The organism is Priestia sp. ABM2_011 (assembly GCF_056158845.1).
In genome coordinates, this window is sequence record NZ_JBSWUB010000001.1 from 690,229 (window position 1) to 710,516 (window position 20,288).

The window sequence follows — 20,288 nt, forward strand, 5'->3', positions numbered from 1 at the left end:
TTACTAAGAAAATAACGTCATGATGTCTTAATAGATTGCTTTATTGAGTGAAATTTTTAAACGAAATGTGTGTGTTGAAATTGAAGGTGAATTGGTTGGAAGATATATTAGGAAGCGAATGGGAAATTACTCCTGCTGGCGGAGCGACAGGAGAAGCTTATTTTGCAAAATTTCAAGACCGAAAGCTTTTTTTAAAGCGTAATTCATCACCTTTTTTAGCAGTATTGTCAGCTGAAGGAATTGTACCGAAGCTCGTGTGGACAAGACGAATGGAAAATGGAGATGTGATCACAGCTCAGCACTGGCTAGATGGTCGAGAATTAAAACCAAAAGATATGAATTCGAGTCGAGTGACAGAATTGCTTAGTAAAATTCATCATTCAAACGAGTTATTAGATATGTTGAAAAGGTTAGGGAAAACACCGCTTCTTCCCCGAGACGTGCTAGCCGATATTCTAGAGAACGTGGACGAGCGACTTCAAAAAGAGAGTATTGTAGAGCAGGGAATCAGCTATTTACAAGCAGAGCTTCCGTCCATTCAGACAGATAAATATGTGGTATGTCACTGTGATGTGAACCACAATAACTGGATGCTTGGAGAGAATACGCAGCTATATTTAATCGATTGGGACGGAGCGATGATTGCAGATCCTGCTATTGATTTAGGTTTATTGCTTTATTGGTACATCAATCCATCTCAGTGGGAAGAATGGCTTGAGCATTATGGGGTTGAACTAACTGAGAACTTGAAAACGAGAATGAAGTGGTATGTGATAAGTCAAACCATTTTATTCATTGAATGGCATCGTTCGAAAAATGAACATTCTGAAATGAATTACTGGCTTGAATATCTTCGGATGTTGCTCGTCAACGACATTCAAGCACAGTAGCAAAGGTTATGACAAGGTAGATAGTTCTTGGACCCATTGTGATAAATTTTGTTGATTGGTTTGAATATGTTCGTCTAAATGAGCAGCACTTTTTGCATCTTGCGTGTATTTATAAACGTTTTGTAGTGTTGCTTGTACGTCTGTGCTAGCATATCCTTTTGCTAACATTGATTGAATTAAACGTTCAACCTGTTCACATTCCGCAACCGTTCCGCAGCAATCACTTTGATGATTAGATAAAATATCTTTTACTATATTCATTTGGTGTTCGGCATTTAAAGGCATTAAGCATCATCCTTTCTCGTATGATGCTCTTATTTTTTTCTATCTAAACACAATTATGCATGAAAATGTCGGTTGTTTCGAATAACCGACATTTTCAATGCGTCAAAATAAATTAAAGAGGTGCAACATGAGATTACGAAACAAACCTTGGGCAAAAGATAAAATTGCTGAAAATCCCCAATACGTGGTTCCAAATCCAGCGGAGTATAAAGGAAACTGGAAAGAAGTTTTTGGAAATGAAAATCCTCTTCATATTGAAGTAGGAACAGGAAAAGGCCAATTTTTAGTAGGGATGGCTAAACAAAATCCGCATATCAACTATATTGGAATTGAAATGTATGAAAGTGTCATCTTAAGTGCTCTAGAACGATTGATTGAAGAAGAGCTTCCAAATTTAAAGTTGTTGAATGTAGATGCTAACCATCTTAGTGAGTTTTTTGCAAAAAATGATGTGGGTCGCGTTTATCTCAATTTCTCTGATCCATGGCCAAAAAAGAGACATGCCAAGCGCCGCTTAACATACAAAACGTTCTTAAGCATGTATGAAAATCTGCTGGTTGATGGTGGAGAAATTCACTTTAAAACAGATAATCAAGGGCTATTTGAGTATTCATTGACAAGCTTTTCAGAATATGGACTTCTTCTCAAGTACATTAGCTTAGATTTGCATAAAAGCGATTTTGAAGGCAATGTTATGACGGAATATGAAGAGAAATTTTCACAAAAAGGCAGCCGCATTTACCGCTGTGAAGTAAAATACCTGAATGAAAAAGACTGAGTTCCTCAGTCTTTTTTTGTTCAAAAAGAGAAGGGGATAGTGATAAAATAAAAAGGAATATAATGGAGGTGTAAAATGGAAACGCTAACAATAGGCGAATTAAAAGTTACATGGCTTCGTGGAGGGAATAATCATTTAGATGGAGGGGCAATGTTTGGTGTTGTTCCAAAAGAGCTTTGGACAAAAAAATATCCCATTTCAGACGGGAATCGAATTTCCATGAGGACTGATCCTTTGCTCGTTCAAACTGAAAAACACCTCATGTTAATTGATGCAGGTATAGGAAATGGGATGTTGGATGAGAAAAAAAAGCGTCATTTTGGCGTAACGGAAGAATCATTTATTGCTGAAGACTTACAAAAGTTAGGGTTCACGTGCGAAGATATTACTCATATCATTATGACGCATCTCCACTTTGATCATGTGTCAGGCTTAACAAAATGTATCAACGGAAACTTTTCCTCTGCTTTTCCAAATGCAAGAATTTTTGTTAGTGACATCGAGTGGAATGAAATGAGGAATCCTAATATACGTTCTAAAAATACGTATTGGAAACAAAATTGGGAATTTATTCAGCATCAAGTAATAACATTTAGCGACAAAGATGAAATTGTGCCTGGAGTAACGGTTCATCATACCGGCGGTCACAGCGATGGTCATGCTGTAGTTATATTAAAAGGAAACAATGACATCTTAGTGCACATGGGCGATCTTTTGCCAACACATGCACATCAAAATGTCTTATGGGTAATGGCGTATGATGACTATCCAATGACTTCGATTGAACAAAAGCAGCAGTGGTTAGCTTATGCCTATGAGCATCAAGCTTGGCTAAGTTTTTATCATGATGCTTTTTATCGAGCTGTAAAATGGGATAACAAAGGAGAAATAGTTGACGAAATTAAACGGGTGTATTCAGCGTCAATTCAATAATAGCACCGCTTTTTTTATCAATGAAAAACTCGTAATGTTCCTGTTTTGCATCACGTGTTCTGATAATTCCACCTGTATAACCATAAAAAGAGAGACCATGCTTTTGAATGACCTTAGTCGTCGTTTCAATCCATGAGCCGTCGATTGCCCCATTTTGTTTAAAAGCGCTTTTAACAATCGTAAGGGCTTCCGATGAGGAAATTGACGACGTTCTTTTTTGAATAATATAAGCGCTTGCAAATCCGACTGCAGCTCCTGCTATTAGTTGAGTCCATTTCACGTTATTCACCTGCTTTTTAAGGATATGTTTTCATCATTATATCAAATTGTCGAATGCTTTGTTAAGTTGAGTCATAGAAGAGAAGGACGGAACTAGCAACTATTTCCGGTTTTCGATACAATAAAGAAAATGATACATAAAGGAGAGTATATATGAACAATGAAACGCTATCTCTATTTAAAACATTAACGGAGTTACCAGGTGCCGCTGGAAACGAACATCAAGTACGTTCATTTATGCGCTCGCAAATTGAACCCCTTGTAGATGAAGTCATTCAAGATGGGTTAGGAAGTTTATTCGGCGTTCGCTATAATGAAGAAAAAGGTCCTAAAGTAATGGTAGCAGGACATATGGACGAAGTAGGATTTATGGTTACGTCTGTAACTGATAAAGGAATGCTTCGTTTTCAAACTCTAGGAGGATGGTGGAGTCAAGTACTTCTAGCTCAACGCGTCCATGTTGTGACAAAAAAAGGTCCTATCACCGGCGTAATTGCTTCTATCCCTCCCCATTTATTAGACGAATCACAGCGCAACAAGCCAATGGCCATTAAAAATATGATGATTGATGTGGGCGCAGATAGCAAGCAGGAAGTAGCAGAAATGGGCATTCGTCCTGGCGATCAAATTGTACCGATTTGTCCGTTTACGCCAATGGCAAATGAAAAGAAAATACTGGCAAAAGCATGGGATAACCGCTATGGGTGCGGACTTGCGATTGAATTATTAAAAGAAGTAAAAAATGAAAAATTGCCAAATATCTTATATTCTGGAGCTACTGTTCAAGAAGAAGTAGGACTTCGCGGTGCTCAATCAGCTGCGAATATGATTAAACCGGATTTGTTTTATGCACTAGATGCTAGTCCTGCTAACGATACGTCAGGCGATAAAAATGCATTTGGACAATTAGGAAAAGGCGTATTACTTCGTATCTTTGACCGTACGATGGTCACACATAGAGGAATGAGAGAATTTATCTTAGATACAGCTGAGACAAACAGCATCCCTTATCAATACTTCGTTTCTCCAGGAGGTACGGATGCAGGGCGCGTTCATACTTCTAATAACGGAGTTCCTTCTGCAGTGATCGGCGTATGTTCACGTTATATTCATACCCATGCATCTATGATTCATGTGGATGACTATGCAGCTGCAAAAGAATTATTAGTCAAACTTGTACGCTCTACAGACCAAACAACGCTTGATACGATTAAACAAAACGGATAAAGAAGAACAAAGCAGCTGCTTTTGCGGTTGCTTTGTTTCATCATGACAGGAGAAAAAAATGAAAATTGCAATCGGAACGAAGAACCCAACAAAAGTAAATGCAGTAAAAAAAGTATTTGGAGATACTTTTACATATGTAGAGGTAGACGTGCAGTCCGGGGTGTCACCACAGCCTTTTTCTGATGAAGAAACCATCCAAGGAGCGATTAACCGCGCGCGTGCTGCTGTTAAAGAGACAGGTGCTGATATCGGCATTGGGCTCGAAGGAGGGGTGCAGGAAACACCTCATGGCTTATTCCTTTGCAATTGGGGAAGTCTTGTTACCTCTAAGGACCTTGAACCGATTTTAGGTGGAGGAGCTCGTATTCGGCTTCCTGAAGCGGTAGCCGACATGCTTCGTCATGATAAAAAAGAATTAGCCGAAGCTATGGAAATGTATACAAACCAAAAAAATATTCGAAAAAAAGAAGGAGCAATCGGCATTTTCACCAATGGGAATTTAGATCGGACCGCTATGTTTTATCAAGTTGTTTTAATGCTAAAAGGACAGCTGGATTTTAGGACAAATCAAGCTGTTCAATAGGAAATTTCTTTGTAACCCTTTATAATAGAAAAGCATCAGTGTATGATAGTTGCAACAACTCATATACTATGTTTTGATGTAGAAGGATTAAATAATGTATGGGGCTTTAGCCGTTTAAATACGAAAGTAAAAGAAAAAGTGGAGGAAAGAAAAATGGAAAAAATGCAAACAATTGAACAATACAAAGAAGTCATTAAAGAGGGAAAGCATATCATGATGTTTTCAGCAGACTGGTGCCCAGATTGCCGAGTAATCGAGCCTGTGCTTCCAGAAATTGAGGCGAATCATAGCGAGTATACATTTCACTATGTGGATCGCGACGACTTTATCGATCTTTGTGCAGAATTAAGCATCTTTGGTATTCCAAGCTTTGTTGGTTACAGCAACGGAGAAGAAACAGGACGTTTTGTCAGCAAAGACCGTAAAACAAAAGAAGAAATTGAAGAGTTCATTAACGGCTTAAATGCATAAAACAAGTGAAGACTGATAGCGATAAATTGCTATCAGTCTTCATACATAAAAATGAGAAAAGGAGGCGTAAATATGGCGAAAATGAATAGTCAAAAGATGAGAAAGCTACTTGAAGAGCGATTAACGGGTGCGGATTGGTCATTTTTATTTGACCGTGAAAAAGATACGCTTCGCGTTGAACATAAGGAAACGAAAAAAGGTGTAACCATTTCTTTACCCGGGCTAATTGCAAAATGGGAAGAAAAAAAGGAAGCGGCTCTAGATGAAATGGTATATTATATAAAAGAAGCTCTTCGTGTTATGAACGATGAACAGCAGGTAACGGGAAAAGAAAAGCGCATTTATCCAGTTATTCGCTCAACGTCTTTTCCGGATAAATCGAATGAAGACGTGCCGTTGATTTATGATGAACATACAGCTGAAACACGCATTTATTATGCGCTTGATTTAGGCAATACATATCGTCTATTAGATGAGAAACTAATTCGTAAGGAAAATTTAGATCTATCCGCAGTGCGGGAAATGGCTAAATTTAATCTTCGCTCTTTGCCGATTTCACATAAAAAAGATACGGTAGCAGGCAATGACTTTTATTTTGTAAATCAGAACGATGGATACGATGCAAGCCGAATTCTTAACGAGGCATTTTTGCAAGATTTTGCTTCTAGTGTTTCGGGCACAATGGCTGTAGCAGTACCTCATCAAGATGTGCTGATTCTAGCTGATATCCAAAACGAAACGGGTTATGATATTCTTGCGCAAATGACCATGAGCTTTTTTGCAAGTGGACGTGTACCCATCACAGCTCTTTCATTTTTATACGAAAACGGTGAGCTAGAACCTATTTTTATTCTAGGAAAAAATCGCAGTAAAGGACGGGACTAATTATGAATCTTTTTTATAATAAAGAAGGTATCGGCGATACGTTAATCGTCAAGCTAGAAGATATTGCAATTGAAAATCGCACGTTTGAAACAAAAAGCGACGTTGTGCGTATCTTTGATCAAAAATCAAATACAACGGCTGGCTATAACATCTTTCATGCTTCTTCTAAGTTAAAAGTAGAGGGAAATGGTTCTCTTGAATTAACAGAAGAAATGGTGGAAGAAGTAAATCGTGTACTTAGCGAAAGCGGTTTTGAAGGTAAACTTGAAGTGGATTTATCTCCTAAGTTTGTAGTTGGATATGTTCAAGAAAAAGAAAAGCATCCAAATGCAGATAAGCTAAACATCTGTAAAGTAGATGTTGGCACAGAAACACTTCAAATTGTATGTGGAGCACCAAATGTAGACGCAGGTCAAAAAGTCGTCGTAGCAAAAGTAGGAGCGGTTATGCCAAGCGGTATGATCATTAAAGATGCAGAGCTGCGCGGTGTACCTTCTTCAGGCATGATTTGCTCTGCTAAAGAGCTGGCGCTTCCGAACGCTCCTCAAGAAAAAGGGATTTTAGTACTTGAAGACAAATATGAAGTAGGTCAGCCTTTTCAAGCATAAAAGCAGGGTGTGATACTAATTTATAGGGCAAAAGCAGGATGTTTTTTTACACGTATATTTCAAAGCGTTACAGTTGCTGAAAAGCAATTGTCAATTCTTAAAAAGGTTTGATAAAATTAAAAGCCACTAGTCTAGACTAGTGGCTTTTTTCGCGTTTAATTATGAGTGCTAATTAAACATGAAAAAATATTTTTGCAAAGAGGAATTTTACTGTATAAATAAGGGAAGCAAAATAGTAGATTTTATAGTAAGAGTTCAAGCATACGTGATAGAATGATAAATGAAAAGATAGTATATATATCCATCTCAGAGAATACTTTGAGGCCAAAGGTAAATAAAGGATGCATGGATAGCTTTTTGTAGATGTCGCAGCACTGCGATATAAGAGGCTAAACGAAGTAAGATAGTCTGATAGAAAGAGTGATAAAAATGGGTTTTGTACGAAAAGTAATGGATTATTTACTAGGATACGAAGTGAAAGAAATCGTTGTAGACGAACATGGAAATACAACGGAAGAATACCCTTTAAATAGAGAAAAAACAATTCCTAAAAAGAAGGCTACTAAGCCTAAACAAATGCAGTCAGTTCATCAAAAGCCAGTGATGAAAGCAGCGCCAAAACCTTCTGTTCCACACTCGGCCAGAACGCAAAAGCGGAATTACAGTGAAGAGCAGCAAGATGTTCATACAAAAGTAGCTTATCAATACCCAAAAGGAACGTTTCGTTTCCCTTTAATTGATGATACCGGAGAAGCAAAAAAGGCAGCAGCTCCTAAAAATGAACCAAGGCCTGTAGCAAAAAAGGCACCGGCTCCGTTTTATCAAGAGCCTGTTCGCAAGTCGGCGCTAACGCAGCCTAAGTCAGTATCTCAGCCGTTAAAAGCGGTATCTGAAAAGAAAGAAGCGATTCCGCAAGTAAGAAAACGTCCGTTCCGTCCGACTGAAATCCCTTCACCTGTTTATGGGTTTAATAAGCGGCCTTCTAATGTTGTACAAAACGGAAGTGAGGAAGTAGTAGAATATGAGCTTCCGAGTACACAGTTATCAAAAGCAGCGTTTGAAGATGAAATTTACCGACGAGCGATGAATACGTCTGTTGTAGAGCCGTTAAGAAAACCAGTTTCTAAGCCTATAGCGGAAGAAGCACAGATTCAAGAAACGGAAGAAATGATGCAACTGTCTTCTCAGCGTTTTGCTCAGTGGAAGCAATATGAGGAAAATCAAAAAGAGAAGATATCATTTCCTGAAGAAAAGCCAAGTTCTTCAGTAGCCGTAAAAGAACAGGAAGAGGTTCCAACTTTTGAAGAATCACATGCGGTCGAACCGTTAGTGGCAAAAGAGAAAGCTACCGACTGGGATTTGGCGGAAGAAACAGCAGTAGCTGAAGAGGCTCCAATTTCAAAGGAAACGCCTCCGTTTGAATCATCCGTTTCTTTCCAACAAGAAATCGGAAATGAAGCTGAAGAGGCAGGAGCAGAAACGTTGATGGAAGAAAGCCCAGCGTTTTTACAAGCAGAAGAAGTAGAAGCACTAAAGCCTAGAAAGAGAGAAGAAGTTCCAGCCGCTGAAAAAGAAAGTCACGTCATTCTAGAAGAGCCAACAAACAGTGTTCATGTTGAAGCAGAACATGAGCTGAATTCTGAAAGTTTACATCCATCGCAACCCGCAGCTGATGAATGGCAACCAGAAGCGGTATCCGCTGTTGTGCACCGAGAGCTTGAAAATTCAGTGATAAAAGAGGAAGAGAGCAGGATGCAAGAAAGTCAAGAGTTACAAGGACAAGTACAGCAAGAGTCAGCTGTAGAACCTCTTGTACCTGCAGAACAGCCAGGGAATGCTGAACGAGCTCGCGGTAAGCGATTAGTGCCTTTTAACGTAATGATGCTGAAAAAAGACCGCACGAAGATGGATAACAGCGCTCGAGAAAAAAGTCAGTCGTCCCAAGGTTCATACCAAAGGCAGGAGGCAGAAGCTCTGCAAAAAAAAACGGAAGTAAGTAGGCAAGAAGAAGTTCACGGTGAAAAAACCGAAGAAGTGGTTCCGCAGGCTTCATTAAAATCTGAAGAACCTGTAAATGTAAAAGCTTCTTCTCCTTATGCATTTCCTGGAATGAACTTGCTTAACATTCCTCCAGCTGCTATTGAAGAAGATAATCAATGGGCGGATGAGCAGCGTGAGCTTTTGGATATGACATTAAAAAACTTTAACGTTCGAGCTAAGGTCGTAAACGTCACGCAAGGTCCTACCGTAACCAGATTTGAAGTACATCCTGAGCCCGGTGTGAAAGTGAACAAAATTACGAATTTAACAGATGATATTAAACTGAGCCTAGCCGCGCGTGATATTCGAATTGAAGCGCCAATTCCAGGGAAAAATACGATTGGAATTGAAGTGCCAAATCGTCAAAGTAAGCCGGTGTTAATTCGCGAAATTTTGAGGCATCCTTCTTTTAGAAAAGATAACTCTCCTTTAACGGTGGCGTTAGGGTTAGATATTTCAGGAACGCCGGTTGTGACTGACTTGAACAAAATGCCTCACGGTTTAATTGCTGGAGCGACGGGGTCTGGTAAAAGTGTGTGTATTAATACCATTATCGTCAGCTTGCTTTATAAAGCTGCGCCACACGAAGTCAAGCTTATGTTAATTGACCCTAAAATGGTTGAGCTAGCTCCTTACAACGGCATTCCGCATTTAGTCAGCCCGGTTATCACGGATGCGAAAGCAGCTACTACAGCTTTAAAGTGGGCAGTAGAGGAAATGGAGCGCCGTTACGAACTGTTTGCACATGCGGGCGTACGTGATATTACAAAATACAACGAACGTGTAAAAGAACATAATGAAAAAAGCGGGGAGCTGCCGTATCTAGTTATTATTATTGATGAACTTGCCGACTTGATGATGGTATCTCCAGGGGAAGTAGAGGAAGCTATTTGCCGTATTGCACAAAAGGCAAGAGCGTGTGGCATTCACTTATTGCTTGCAACGCAGCGTCCTTCCGTAGATGTTATTACAGGCTTAATTAAAGCAAATGTGCCAACGCGTATCGCATTTTCTGTTTCTTCGCAAGTTGATTCACGTACAATTATCGACACAGGAGGAGCAGAGAAGCTATTAGGTAAAGGTGATATGCTGCTTCTTGAAAACGGATCTTCTAAAAGCGTTCGAATTCAAGGGAACTTTGTTTCAGATGAAGAAATTGATCGCGTTGTAGATCATGTCAAAAAGCAAATGAAGCCAACATACTTATTTGATCAAGAAGATTTGTTGAAAAAGCAGCAAAGCTTTGCTTCAAATGAAGAAGATGAGCTTTTCTATGAAGCATGCGAGTTTGTGCTAGACCAAGGCGGTGCATCTACTTCCAGTCTGCAAAGACGCTTCAGAATGGGGTACAATCGCGCAGCGCGCCTAATTGATATGATGGAGCAGCAAGGAATTATTTCAGAAGCAAGAGGAAGCAAGCCGAGAGATGTGCTCATTACCGAAAACGAGCTTCAGGAAATGGAAAGTCAAACAGCCACTTCTACATTTTAAGCTGTTTTTCTGCATGTAGGTTAAAAAAAGAGGCTATGCAAAATCAGCAGGATACAGCTTTATGTGAGCTAACGCTCTGTCACTGTATCCGCCGCCTCTTTTTTTCCTGCTTTAAGTTCGTTTATACAGAATTTGAGTAGGGATTTTGGAAGAAATCCATCAGGAAAAAAAGGAAAAGGTTTGTCAGAACTAGTAAAATGATTTACTATATGTAAGGATAATGTGTGTTTTGCTTTTTTAGCATGTGATAGTTTGCTATCATTTCTCACCAGCTGAAACATATGAGCTGAAGGCGTTTAAAGAGGACAAACCAAAATAATTAGAGTACGAGTGAAGAGTAATGACAGAAGAAAATCATGAACTGATTAACTTTAATGAAATTCGTGAACAAAAGCAGCTTCAGTCTGATAATGCTATTTGCGACTTTTACAATCAATATTTCTTTTTTGTGAACCGCTATACGAATATACGAGAAAAAGTGCGGGCTTCACATCTATTTAAAGAGTTAGTAAACTTGCCTCATGAGGCGGCTCTATCTGATTCCCATGAACAATTATTTTTTCAGTGGTTTGCATTTGAATATGTAACCATTCAGGGGAAAACCCTGCTGCAGCTGTTTTTAGCTGATCAGGCGAAGCAGAAAACAGAGTCGTTTTTAATTCAAGGAGCCTTTTTTTTGACGAGTGTACTAGAGCCAATTATTGTGTCTAAAGTACCTAATTCGTTTTTCTTAAAAGGATATACCCCATTGACAAATGAGCAGGTTATCATCAAAGATGTAAGAGGAAGATTTGCAAATTTAGAGGAACAACAAGTAATTTGGATTCGAAAAATAAAATCAATCGGATATGACGTGTTAATTGACTCTTTCTTTTTAGGACATAAACAACGCATTGAACAATTAGTAACCCAATATAATGACAAAAAAAATGCAATGACATGGCGATCGTTTTTAAAACAGCAGGCTATATACTATGTGATGAAGCCAAAATAAAAGGCCGTTTCGCAAGGGAAGAGAGTAGAAATGGAGTCATGGAGTTATGTTATAAGAAGTGATATAATGTACGAATGTTATCGTGAAATCAGCAATCAAACGACATTTATATACGTTTGTAAGAGCAATTCTAGATAACCGTCATATACTGTCTTACAGATAGACGAATGTTGGAGGTTCTTTATATGACAGTTTACCATTTTGTAGGTATTAAAGGAACAGGAATGAGTGCGCTTGCGCAAATCCTAAACGATATGGGCTTTCAAGTTCAAGGATCGGATATTGAAAAAGAAATTTTTACGCAAAAAGCACTAGAACAGCAGGGAATTCCTGTTTTACCATTTGATAAAAATAATATTAAAGACGGCATGACTGTAATTGCAGGAAATGCTTTTCCTGATACGCATGAAGAAATTGCAGAAGCAGCTTCAAAAGAAGGAGTCAAGCTTGTACGCTATCACCGTTTCTTAGGTGACTTTATGAAACAGTATACGAGTGTAGCCGTAACAGGAGCACACGGAAAAACATCCACAACGGGTATGTTAGCGCATGTGATTCAAGGAGCTGAACCTACTTCATATTTAATTGGAGACGGTACGGGTAAAGGTGTAAAAGACAGCAAGTATTTTGCGTTTGAGGCATGTGAGTATCGCCGCCACTTCTTATCTTATACGCCAGACTATGCAATTATGACGAATATTGATTTTGATCACCCTGATTATTTTGCCAATATCGATGATGTATTTAGCGCGTTCCAAGAGATGGCACTTCAAGTCAAAAAAGGAATTATTGCCTGTGGAGACGATGAACATCTGCAGCAAATTCAAGCGAAGGTACCTGTTCTTTATTACGGATTAGGCGAAGAAAATGATTTCCAAGCACGTAATATCGTAAAAAGCACAACAGGTACAACATTTGATGTGTTCGTTCGAAATACATTCCACGCATCATTTGAGATTCCAGGGTATGGCGACCATAACATCTTAAATGCACTTTCCGTTATTGCACTTTGTCATTATGAAGAAATTGACGTTGCTGTGCTGCAAGAGCGTTTTAAAACATATCAAGGTGTAAAGCGTCGTTTCAGTGAAAAGAACGTTGGTAAACAAGTGCTAATCGATGATTATGCACACCATCCAACGGAAATTAATGCAACGATTTCAGCTGCTCGTCAAAAGTATCCAAACCGTGAAGTTGTGGCTGTTTTCCAACCGCATACGTTTACGCGTACACAAACGTTCTTAGAGGACTTTGCAGCAAGCTTACAGCACGCTGATAAAGTATATCTATGTGACATTTTTGGATCAGCTCGTGAGCATCAAGGTAAATTATCAATTGAAGATTTACGAAGCAAAATCAGCGGAGCTGAATTAATTAATGAAGAAACAATTGAATCGTTAAAAGACCATAATGAAGCTGTATTAGTATTTATGGGTGCTGGAGACATTCAAAAGTTTGAAAAACTATATCAGCAGACCGTATCATAAAAAAAAGGCACTCTCCTGAGTGCCTTTTTTTATTTCAAAACTCATTTTAAATTTTCAGGATTTAACGCTTTTAATTCCTCAATGACAAATAGCCCGTCTTTACGAATCAACACGTCATCGAAATAAATCTCACCGCCGCCGTATTCTGGGCGCTGAATCATCACCATGTCCCAGTGAATATTTGACTTGTTTCCATTATACGCATCTTCGTAGCACTCGCCAGGAGTGAAGTGGAAGCTTCCGTCAATTTTTTCATCAAATAAAATGTCTTGCATTGGATGTTGAATATACGGATTTACACCAATCGCAAATTCGCCAACAAAACGAGCACCTTCATCCGTATCAAAAATGCCGTTGATGCGTTCTGTATCATTAGCGGTTGCTTCAACAATCTTACCGTTTTTAAATGTTAAGGATACATTCTCAAACGTAAAGCCTTGATAGTTAGAAGGAGTGTTGTAAGAAATTGTTCCGTTTACAGAATCACGGACAGGAGCCGTGTATACTTCACCGTCCGGAATATTCATTTCCCCGGCACATTTCACTGCAGGAATATCTTTAATAGAGAACGTTAAGTCCGTATTCTCACCTGTTAAACGCACTTTGTCCGTACGGTTCATGAGCTCAACTAAAGCATCCATCGCTTTGCTCATTTTGCCATAGTCTAAGTTACATACATCAAAGTAAAAATCTTCAAATGCTTCTGTACTCATTTTAGCGAGCTGCGCCATTGAATCGTTTGGATAGCGAAGAACAACCCATTTTGTTTTTGGAACGCGAATTTCTCTATGTACTTTTTTACCGATCGTATTCCCTTGGATTTTCATTTTATCTGCCGGAACGTCTGATTGTTCAAAAATGTTTGAACCAGAACGCAAGCCAATATAAGCATCCATTTCTTTCATCACATTTGCTTCGAAGTCTGCCATCATATTGAACTGCTCTTCTTGTGCACCGTTTAAAAGAGCTCGGTCTACCGAATGATCTTTTAGCAGTACAAACGGATAGCCACCGACCTTGTACGCTTCATCTACAAGTGCCGTCACAAGTTCGCGTTGAAGTCCAAAGTTTTCGATTAATACTTTTTCTCCTTTTTGAAGGCGAACAGAATAATTAATTAAATTTTTAGCTAATGTTGCAATTCTAGGGTCTTTCATAAATAGTGCCTCCTTAAAATAACAATGATTGGTGATTCACTTTCTATTGTACCCCACTGAGCTTATTTTGTTTGTTTTTATGCTTTAAAATCCTTTTTTTCTTTAGGAAGGGAAATAACTCATATATCGCGAAATAATGTAGCAATCTTCCCTTTTTATGAATAAAAGCAGAGAGAATATGGTAAAGTTAAAGAGTCTATAGGGAATAGAAGGTTTAATTGTTTATAAAATTGGGAAAGTAGTTATAACAAGAGAGATGAAAATAGGAGGTGCCTTGCACAGATGGTTATTATTCTTTATTTAAGCGCTGCTATTGTTGCCATTGCGATTTTTTACCTGGTGGTTTCCGTGTCCAAAACATTGAAATCCGTTCAGCACACATTAAATTCAGTGGCAGGTACTTTAGACGGTGTAGAAAAGCAAATGACAGGAATCACAGTTGAAACAACTGCACTTTTACATAAGACTAATCTGTTAGCTGAAGATATTCAGCGTAAATCTGAAGCGCTGAACACAGTGGTGGATTCTGTTAAAGGCGTAGGTGATTCAATCCAAGATTTAAATAAGTCTATTAAAAGCGTATCATCAAGCGTTTCAGAGAAAGTAGAAGAAAATAAAGAAACTGTTGCTCAAGTCGTTCAGTGGAGCAATGTTGCATTAGACGTATGGGAACGTATAAAATTAAGAAAACAGAAAAAAGTTGACGTGGAGCCTGTACCTGTTGAAGTAAAAGAAAAAGCGGTTCAACGCTCACGCTCATTTTCATAAGGATGAACTTTAAAGGAGGAGACGCATATGTCAAACAAACCAAATAAACCAAACAACACTTCAAATAAAGGCTTTTTAGTAGGAACAGTGATTGGAGGAGTTGTAGGAGCTGCAACGGCATTACTACTTGCGCCAAAATCAGGTAAAGAGTTCCGTTCTGATTTAAATGAGCAGGCAGCTTACGTTCGTTTAAAAACGGAGCAAGCGAAAAACAGCGCTGTTGAAAAAGGACAAGGGTTTGCTCAAACGGCTAAAGAAAAAACAGCTGGTTTATCGCAAACACTGTCTGAGCAATCTTCACAAGTAGTGGACAAGGTGAAAAACTTCCGTAAAGTAGATCCTGAACACGAAGCATTACCGCCAACGAGCTTAGAAGTGCTTGCTGATGAAGTTGAGTCTCAAAGCAACGAAGACGTTCAGCAGAAGCTAACAGAAGCTCAAAAAGCACTAGATGAAGTGGAAAGCACAGTGCCACGACCATAATAAAGAATCAAAAGCGTTTACCCTATAGGGTGAACGCTTTTTTTGTATGTAATTTAGGTTGGGTAACGGCAAGTAAATGTTAGTTTCATCAGAGGGATTTTAATTTAACAAGTTCTTTTCTTTCTATGCTGAAAATAACTTCACCTTATAAATAAATTCATTAGCATTATACATAAAGCTGAGCACTCTTTTTGTATGGAAACGGTCAAACCATGTAAACTTAAGAGTAAGTACAGAAAGGGTGAAAAAAATGAAAAAGATTTCAACAGTTGAAGAGTTCGAACAAATTGTTAAGGAAAACAATCGCTTTTTATTTTTAAAGCACAGCACCACGTGTCCAATTAGTGCAGCTGGTCATGAGGCATTTTCAGCGTTTGCTTCTAGTCATGAAGACATTCCTTCTTATTATCTTCATGTGCAAGATTCACGAGATGTATCTAACTATATTGCTGAAACGTATGAAGTGAAGCATGAATCACCTCAAGCGCTTCTGTTTGAAGATGGGAAAGTGAAGTGGCACGGTTCTCACTGGAACATTAACGAAGAAGAATTAGCGAAAAACGTAGCTCATTAATTGAAAGAGGCTGCGACAAAATCAGTTTAGGCGAAGGAAATCCGAACGATTAATCGTTCGGTTTTTTTTATATGCTGATTGCGGTTTCATCCGCTTTTTCGTACAATAGATGTAGTTTAGCACATAAAAGCAGAGAAGCCTCTTACATATATCCTCCATCATCTATCATCTTATGTAGTAACCCTGCTAAACAGATTTTTTAAAATCAGTGAAAGGGTGGACGTACATGACGAATTCAGATCTTCAGCATTTGCGATCTCAAATTGACGAAGTAAATATGAAACTGTTAAAGCTTATTAATGAGCGAGGAGAGCTTGTTCAAGAAATAGGAAAGTTAAAAGGAATGCAGTCAACCAAACGGTTTGACCCTGTTCGTGAACGAGCAATGCTTGACGCCATTTTGAGCAAAAACGAAGGACCGTTTCAAACGTCGACGCTTCAACATATTTTCAAAGAGATTTTCAAAGCTCATTTAGAGCTTCAAGAAGATGATCATCGTAAAGCACTTCTTGTATCCCGTAAAAAGAAGCCGGAAAATACAATCGTTACGGTAAAAGGAGAAACAATTGGTGACGGACTTCAGCGTTTTGTAGCAGGACCTTGTTCCGTTGAAAGCTATGAGCAAGTAGCAGCCGTAGCAAAAGCCGTAAAGCAGCAAGGCGTGCGGATGCTTAGAGGGGGAGCCTATAAGCCAAGAACATCTCCTTATGATTTTCAAGGCCTTGGCTTAGAAGGACTGCAAATTTTAAAAAGAGTAGCTGACGAATATGATTTAGCCGTTATTAGTGAAATTGTCGACCCCGCTGATATTGAAACAGCTGTAGAATACGTAGATGTGATTCAAATTGGTGCTCGTAATATGCAAAATTTTGAGCTATTAAAAGAAGCGGGTGCGGTGAAAAAGCCTGTCTTATTAAAGCGAGGCTTAGCCGCTACGATTGATGAGTTTATTAATGCTGCTGAATACATTGTGTCAAAAGGAAATGATCAGCTGATTTTGTGTGAACGAGGAATTCGTACGTATGAGCGAGCAACGCGAAATACGCTGGATATTTCAGCCGTTCCCATTTTAAAACAAGAAACTCATTTACCTGTTTTAGTTGATGTGACGCATTCAACAGGAAGACGAGATTTACTTGTTCCAACGGCTAAAGCGGCTCTTGCCATTGGTGCGGATGGAATTATGGCAGAAGTTCATCCAAATCCTGCGGTAGCACTTTCTGACTCAGCTCAGCAAATGGATATTCCGCAATTTACAGAATTTATGAAGCAGCTAAAGCCTATATGTAACTTAAATTTATAAAAAAACGTAAAAATGAAAAATTCGTATACTTTTATGACAAGTTTGAGGCACTTAATGGTTTCAAGCTTGTTTGCCTTTCGTTATAATAAAGATAAGCGAAATTATCACGTATTTTGAAAACAGTCGATAACTTTTGTCAAAATAGGAAAGAATAAGTGCAAATCCAAAAAACAAGAATTTATGAAATTCTCGTGAAACTTGTCGGAAAAAGTCGGTAAATACGTTGCGATGAAGCACATAGTATCGTATAGTAGTTACAGATATTCGCTATCATTCTGTGATTGCATATGATATAAATTCGCGATTCACTTTTTTTATTTACTTACTATACACTGTCTTTTACATTGTTACATATAAACTGGTAAAATTGTCTTTGCACACGTAATAATAAGGGCATAACAGGAATGATTTAGATGCATACAGGGTATCTAAGCTGTATGTAAGAGTGAAGGAGCTAGAAATAGCCATTCTATAAAGGAAGATGGATTTATATACGTAAATACAAGAAATGAAATAAGGATAAAATAAACGAAATGTTTTTCGATAAGGAGTGTTTGTTGTGAACGTAACAATTTATGATGTAGCAAGGGAAGCAAGCGTGTCGATGGCAACGGTTTCTCGTGTGGTAAACGGAAATCCAAATGTAAAACCATCAACTAGAAAAAAAGTATTAGAAACAATTGAAAGACTAGGCTATCGTCCGAACGCAGTAGCGCGTGGATTAGCAAGTAAAAAAACAACGACAGTAGGAGTTATCATTCCTGATATTTCAAATATTTTCTATGCAGAGTTAGCGCGTGGAATCGAAGATATTGCAACAATGTACAAGTATAATATTATCTTAAGTAACTCCGACCAAAATCAAGATAAAGAACTTCACCTTTTAAATAACATGCTTGGTAAACAAGTAGACGGAATCATCTTCATGAGTGGGAATGTAACGGAAGAACACGTAGAAGAGTTAAAAAAATCACCGGTTCCAGTTGTACTTGCAGCATCAATCGAATCAACTAACCAAATCCCATCCGTCACTATTGATTATGAACAAGCAGCTTTTGATGCAGTGCAATCACTAATTGACAGCGGTCATAAAAATATTGCATTCGTTTCAGGTACGCTAGAAGAACCAATCAATCATGCAAAAAAAGTAAAAGGATATAAACGTGCTCTTACTGAAAGCGGATTGCCTGTACGTGATTCTTATATTGTAGAAGGAGACTACACGTACGATTCTGGTATTGAAGCGGTTGAAAAACTATTAGAAGAAACTGAAAAGCCAACTGCTATTTTCGTTGGAACGGATGAAATGGCATTAGGCGTTATTCACGGGGCACAAGATCGCGGGTTGAATGTACCAAACGATCTAGAAGTTATCGGTTTTGATAACACAAGACTTTCAACAATGGTTCGTCCTCAGTTAACATCTGTCGTACAGCCAATGTATGATATTGGTGCAGTAGCGATGCGTCTCTTAACGAAATACATGAACAAAGAAACGGTAGACAGCAGCATCGTACAGCTTCCTCACCGCATCGAGTTCAGACAATCAACAAAATAATACCTGTGAATGAATAAGAACGAATCCAAAGTTCAGACACGGGGAGATAGAATATGAAAAAAATTGATATGCTCACACCTATAGGGATACTAATTGGTATCTCTATGGTTGTGTTTGGGGTTATTTCAAGTGGAGGAATGAGCGGTTTTTTAGCTTTTATTGATGTGCCATCGATTTTAATTGTACTGGGAGGCGTTTTTGGTACGCTGTGCGTGAGCTTTCCGTTAAAGCAATTAAAAAATATGGGAAGAGTAGGGAAACAAGCGTTTCAATCGAAAGAAATAAACGTAGAAGAAATTGTAGGAACATTTGTACATTTATCGGAAAAAGCACGTCGAGAAGGACTTCTATCGTTAGAGGCAGAGCTTGAACAAATCGATGATTCATTTGTGAAAAAAGGTATTTTGCTAGCCATTGATGGAGTAGAACCGGAAATGATTCGAGAGCTGCTTGAAGCAGAAATAGCTGCAGTAGAAGAAAGACATACGAGAGGTCGAAGTATGTTTGAAAAAGCAGGAGATTATGCCCCTGCTTGGGGAATGATTGGGACGCTCGTTGGACTAGTGCTAATGCTAAAAAGCCTTAATACCCCTTCATCGCTTGGCCCTAACATGGCAATTGCTCTTTTAACGACTTTCTATGGGGCGCTGCTTTCAAACTTGTTTTTTCAGCCAATTGCAGCTAAATTAGCTGGTAAAACGGAGCATGAGCTTTTTGTTAAAGAAGTAATTATCGAAGGTGTTATTGGTTTGCAGGCGGGGCAAAATTCTCGCTTTGTGCAAGCAAAGTTAAAAGTATTTGCCCCTGTTGAAAAACGAAAGCTTGAAGAAAAGAGAGAGCACGTTCGTGAAGCGTAGAAGAAAAAGGTATTCGGCACAGTCACCAAAATGGATGGTAACATTTGCTGATTTGGTGACGTTAATATTAGTTTTTTTTATTTTATTATTTTCAATGTCTAGCGTTGATAATCAAAAGTTTCAAACCTTTGTCAACTCGCTTACAAGCGGTGGCTCATTAGCTTCTGTGGAAAAGAGCCAGCAGTCTCAAAAGCTGGATAACATTTTAGCGAAAGTGCAGGGTTACCTGAAGGAAAATAAGCTTCAGCACGTCATTACTGCTAAGCGAGATGAACGCGGAGTGGTGCTTATTTTACAAGAACAGGTGCTGTTTGAAACAGGACAAGCAGACATTTTGAAAAAAGGTACTCCTTTTCTAGATGAATTAGGAAGGTTATTCAGTACTATTCCAAATGATATTAAAGTAGAAGGTCATACCGACAATCGACCCATTCATACCTATCGTTATCCATCTAATTGGGAGCTATCAGCAGCGCGTGCTAGCGGTGTCATACGTTATTTAACGAACCATTTTTCTCTTTCTGCTAACCGCTTTGAAGCACTTGGATACGGAGATACAAAGCCGCTTGTTCCGAACACGTCTAATGATAATCTACAAAAAAATAGACGCGTCGAAATTATTATTTCAGAATCCCGA

General features: G+C 38.6%; 20 protein-coding genes and 1 pseudogene. 18 read left to right on the forward strand and 3 right to left on the reverse strand.

Translation table 11 applies throughout. From position 1 onward, the window contains the following. Positions 1 to 65 precede the first annotated feature (65 nt). On the forward strand, positions 66 to 890 hold the full coding sequence (locus tag ACXAE4_RS03740; RefSeq protein ID WP_186819758.1) for a phosphotransferase family protein: 825 nt from the start codon (positions 66 to 68) through the stop codon (positions 888 to 890). 6 nt (positions 891 to 896) lie between these two features. Here the strand turns inward: ACXAE4_RS03740 and ACXAE4_RS03745 are convergent, their stop codons facing one another. Next, the gene (locus ACXAE4_RS03745; protein ID WP_028411828.1) at positions 897 to 1,175 is read right to left on the reverse strand and encodes a YtzH-like family protein; all 279 of its coding nucleotides are present in this window, start codon (positions 1,173 to 1,175) and stop codon (positions 897 to 899) included. A gap of 127 nt (positions 1,176 to 1,302) precedes the next feature. On the opposite strand from ACXAE4_RS03745, the gene trmB reads away from it, so the two are divergent. Both trmB and ACXAE4_RS03755 read left to right on the forward strand, forming a co-directional pair. Beyond that, complete coding sequence (gene trmB / locus ACXAE4_RS03750; RefSeq protein ID WP_028411827.1) at positions 1,303 to 1,953, forward strand: tRNA (guanosine(46)-N7)-methyltransferase TrmB; 651 nt, start codon at positions 1,303 to 1,305, stop codon at positions 1,951 to 1,953. A gap of 75 nt (positions 1,954 to 2,028) precedes the next feature. Beyond that, a complete protein-coding gene (locus ACXAE4_RS03755) occupies positions 2,029 to 2,886 on the forward strand; it encodes a YtnP family quorum-quenching lactonase (RefSeq protein ID WP_155010575.1) in 858 nt (285 codons plus the stop codon). Here the strand turns inward: ACXAE4_RS03755 and ACXAE4_RS03760 are convergent. Next, positions 2,855 to 3,166, reverse strand: a complete 312-nt coding sequence (locus ACXAE4_RS03760) for a PepSY domain-containing protein (RefSeq protein WP_028411825.1) — start codon at positions 3,164 to 3,166, stop codon at positions 2,855 to 2,857. The two genes, ACXAE4_RS03755 and ACXAE4_RS03760, sit on opposite strands and share 32 nt — an antisense overlap. 152 nt (positions 3,167 to 3,318) lie before the next feature. On the opposite strand from ACXAE4_RS03760, the gene ACXAE4_RS03765 reads away from it, so the two are divergent. The 8 genes from ACXAE4_RS03765 (at position 3,319) to murC (ending at position 12,951) form a co-directional block, all read left to right on the forward strand. Beyond that, on the forward strand, positions 3,319 to 4,392 hold the full coding sequence (locus ACXAE4_RS03765; protein ID WP_013059506.1) for a M42 family metallopeptidase: 1,074 nt from the start codon (positions 3,319 to 3,321) through the stop codon (positions 4,390 to 4,392). A gap of 58 nt (positions 4,393 to 4,450) precedes the next feature. Further along, positions 4,451 to 4,975 carry a DUF84 family protein gene (locus ACXAE4_RS03770; RefSeq protein ID WP_289578514.1) on the forward strand — a complete coding sequence of 175 codons (525 nt, stop codon included), beginning with the start codon at positions 4,451 to 4,453 and terminating at the stop codon, positions 4,973 to 4,975. Between the two features lie 153 nt (positions 4,976 to 5,128). After that, positions 5,129 to 5,446, forward strand: a complete 318-nt coding sequence (locus ACXAE4_RS03775) for a thioredoxin family protein (RefSeq protein WP_028411823.1) — start codon at positions 5,129 to 5,131, stop codon at positions 5,444 to 5,446. Between the two features lie 72 nt (positions 5,447 to 5,518). Further along, complete coding sequence (locus ACXAE4_RS03780; protein WP_080754456.1) at positions 5,519 to 6,331, forward strand: DUF1444 domain-containing protein; 813 nt, start codon at positions 5,519 to 5,521, stop codon at positions 6,329 to 6,331. A 2-nt stretch (positions 6,332 to 6,333) separates the two neighbouring features. Then, positions 6,334 to 6,939 (forward strand): YtpR family tRNA-binding protein, encoded by a 606-nt coding sequence (ytpR, locus tag ACXAE4_RS03785; protein WP_028411821.1) that lies wholly within the window; start codon positions 6,334 to 6,336, stop codon positions 6,937 to 6,939. Between the two features lie 429 nt (positions 6,940 to 7,368). Next, on the forward strand, positions 7,369 to 10,470 hold the full coding sequence (locus tag ACXAE4_RS03790; protein ID WP_028411820.1) for a DNA translocase FtsK: 3,102 nt from the start codon (positions 7,369 to 7,371) through the stop codon (positions 10,468 to 10,470). Positions 10,471 to 10,810: 340 nt separating this feature from the next. Beyond that, the gene (locus ACXAE4_RS03795) at positions 10,811 to 11,464 is read left to right on the forward strand and encodes a hypothetical protein (RefSeq protein WP_028411819.1); all 654 of its coding nucleotides are present in this window, start codon (positions 10,811 to 10,813) and stop codon (positions 11,462 to 11,464) included. 185 nt (positions 11,465 to 11,649) lie between these two features. After that, positions 11,650 to 12,951, forward strand: a complete 1,302-nt coding sequence (gene murC / locus ACXAE4_RS03800; RefSeq protein WP_013059499.1) for a UDP-N-acetylmuramate--L-alanine ligase — start codon at positions 11,650 to 11,652, stop codon at positions 12,949 to 12,951. 41 nt (positions 12,952 to 12,992) lie between these two features. On the opposite strand, the gene ACXAE4_RS03805 is transcribed toward murC, so the two are convergent. Next, entirely contained in the window at positions 12,993 to 14,108 is a 1,116-nt protein-coding gene (locus ACXAE4_RS03805; protein ID WP_221814385.1) for an aminopeptidase, read from the reverse strand. Between the two features lie 282 nt (positions 14,109 to 14,390). Here ACXAE4_RS03805 and ACXAE4_RS03810 point away from each other — a divergent pair, with 282 nt between their 5' ends. From ACXAE4_RS03810 to motS, 7 genes and pseudogenes are all read left to right on the forward strand, one after another. Beyond that, positions 14,391 to 14,876, forward strand: a complete 486-nt coding sequence (locus ACXAE4_RS03810) for a DUF948 domain-containing protein (protein ID WP_221814384.1) — start codon at positions 14,391 to 14,393, stop codon at positions 14,874 to 14,876. Between the two features lie 27 nt (positions 14,877 to 14,903). Next, positions 14,904 to 15,359 (forward strand): YtxH domain-containing protein, encoded by a 456-nt coding sequence (locus ACXAE4_RS03815; protein WP_013059496.1) that lies wholly within the window; start codon positions 14,904 to 14,906, stop codon positions 15,357 to 15,359. Positions 15,360 to 15,609: 250 nt separating this feature from the next. After that, the gene (ytxJ, locus tag ACXAE4_RS03820) at positions 15,610 to 15,933 is read left to right on the forward strand and encodes a bacillithiol system redox-active protein YtxJ (RefSeq protein WP_071270278.1); all 324 of its coding nucleotides are present in this window, start codon (positions 15,610 to 15,612) and stop codon (positions 15,931 to 15,933) included. Between the two features lie 226 nt (positions 15,934 to 16,159). After that, on the forward strand, positions 16,160 to 17,236 hold the full coding sequence (locus ACXAE4_RS03825) for a bifunctional 3-deoxy-7-phosphoheptulonate synthase/chorismate mutase (protein ID WP_475235502.1): 1,077 nt from the start codon (positions 16,160 to 16,162) through the stop codon (positions 17,234 to 17,236). A gap of 559 nt (positions 17,237 to 17,795) precedes the next feature. Continuing rightward, the gene (gene ccpA / locus ACXAE4_RS03830; RefSeq protein WP_071270284.1) at positions 17,796 to 18,794 is read left to right on the forward strand and encodes a catabolite control protein A; all 999 of its coding nucleotides are present in this window, start codon (positions 17,796 to 17,798) and stop codon (positions 18,792 to 18,794) included. Between the two features lie 53 nt (positions 18,795 to 18,847). Beyond that, on the forward strand, positions 18,848 to 19,651 hold the full coding sequence (motP, locus tag ACXAE4_RS03835; protein ID WP_033579602.1) for a flagellar motor protein MotP: 804 nt from the start codon (positions 18,848 to 18,850) through the stop codon (positions 19,649 to 19,651). Next, positions 19,617 to 20,288, forward strand: a pseudogene (gene motS, locus ACXAE4_RS03840) (flagellar motor protein MotS); the annotation flags it as partial. The gene motP and the pseudogene motS, both read left to right, overlap by 35 nt.

Bases quoted from the DNA above. Each gene is read 5' to 3' on its own strand.
- ACXAE4_RS03740 (WP_186819758.1), top strand. From the start codon at position 66: ATGTGTGTGTTGAAATTGAAGGTGAATTGGTTGGAAGATATATTAGGA.
- ACXAE4_RS03745 (WP_028411828.1), bottom strand. From the start codon at position 1,175: ATGCCTTTAAATGCCGAACACCAAATGAATATAGTAAAAGATATTTTA.
- trmB (WP_028411827.1), top strand. From the start codon at position 1,303: ATGAGATTACGAAACAAACCTTGGGCAAAAGATAAAATTGCTGAAAAT.
- ACXAE4_RS03755 (WP_155010575.1), top strand. From the start codon at position 2,029: ATGGAAACGCTAACAATAGGCGAATTAAAAGTTACATGGCTTCGTGGA.
- ACXAE4_RS03765 (WP_013059506.1), top strand. From the start codon at position 3,319: ATGAACAATGAAACGCTATCTCTATTTAAAACATTAACGGAGTTACCA.
- ACXAE4_RS03770 (WP_289578514.1), top strand. From the start codon at position 4,451: ATGAAAATTGCAATCGGAACGAAGAACCCAACAAAAGTAAATGCAGTA.
- ACXAE4_RS03775 (WP_028411823.1), top strand. From the start codon at position 5,129: ATGGAAAAAATGCAAACAATTGAACAATACAAAGAAGTCATTAAAGAG.
- ACXAE4_RS03780 (WP_080754456.1), top strand. From the start codon at position 5,519: ATGGCGAAAATGAATAGTCAAAAGATGAGAAAGCTACTTGAAGAGCGA.
- ytpR (WP_028411821.1), top strand. From the start codon at position 6,334: ATGAATCTTTTTTATAATAAAGAAGGTATCGGCGATACGTTAATCGTC.
- ACXAE4_RS03790 (WP_028411820.1), top strand. From the start codon at position 7,369: ATGGGTTTTGTACGAAAAGTAATGGATTATTTACTAGGATACGAAGTG.
- ACXAE4_RS03795 (WP_028411819.1), top strand. From the start codon at position 10,811: ATGACAGAAGAAAATCATGAACTGATTAACTTTAATGAAATTCGTGAA.
- murC (WP_013059499.1), top strand. From the start codon at position 11,650: ATGACAGTTTACCATTTTGTAGGTATTAAAGGAACAGGAATGAGTGCG.
- ACXAE4_RS03805 (WP_221814385.1), bottom strand. From the start codon at position 14,108: ATGAAAGACCCTAGAATTGCAACATTAGCTAAAAATTTAATTAATTAT.
- ACXAE4_RS03810 (WP_221814384.1), top strand. From the start codon at position 14,391: ATGGTTATTATTCTTTATTTAAGCGCTGCTATTGTTGCCATTGCGATT.
- ACXAE4_RS03815 (WP_013059496.1), top strand. From the start codon at position 14,904: ATGTCAAACAAACCAAATAAACCAAACAACACTTCAAATAAAGGCTTT.
- ytxJ (WP_071270278.1), top strand. From the start codon at position 15,610: ATGAAAAAGATTTCAACAGTTGAAGAGTTCGAACAAATTGTTAAGGAA.
- ACXAE4_RS03825 (WP_475235502.1), top strand. From the start codon at position 16,160: ATGACGAATTCAGATCTTCAGCATTTGCGATCTCAAATTGACGAAGTA.
- motP (WP_033579602.1), top strand. From the start codon at position 18,848: ATGAAAAAAATTGATATGCTCACACCTATAGGGATACTAATTGGTATC.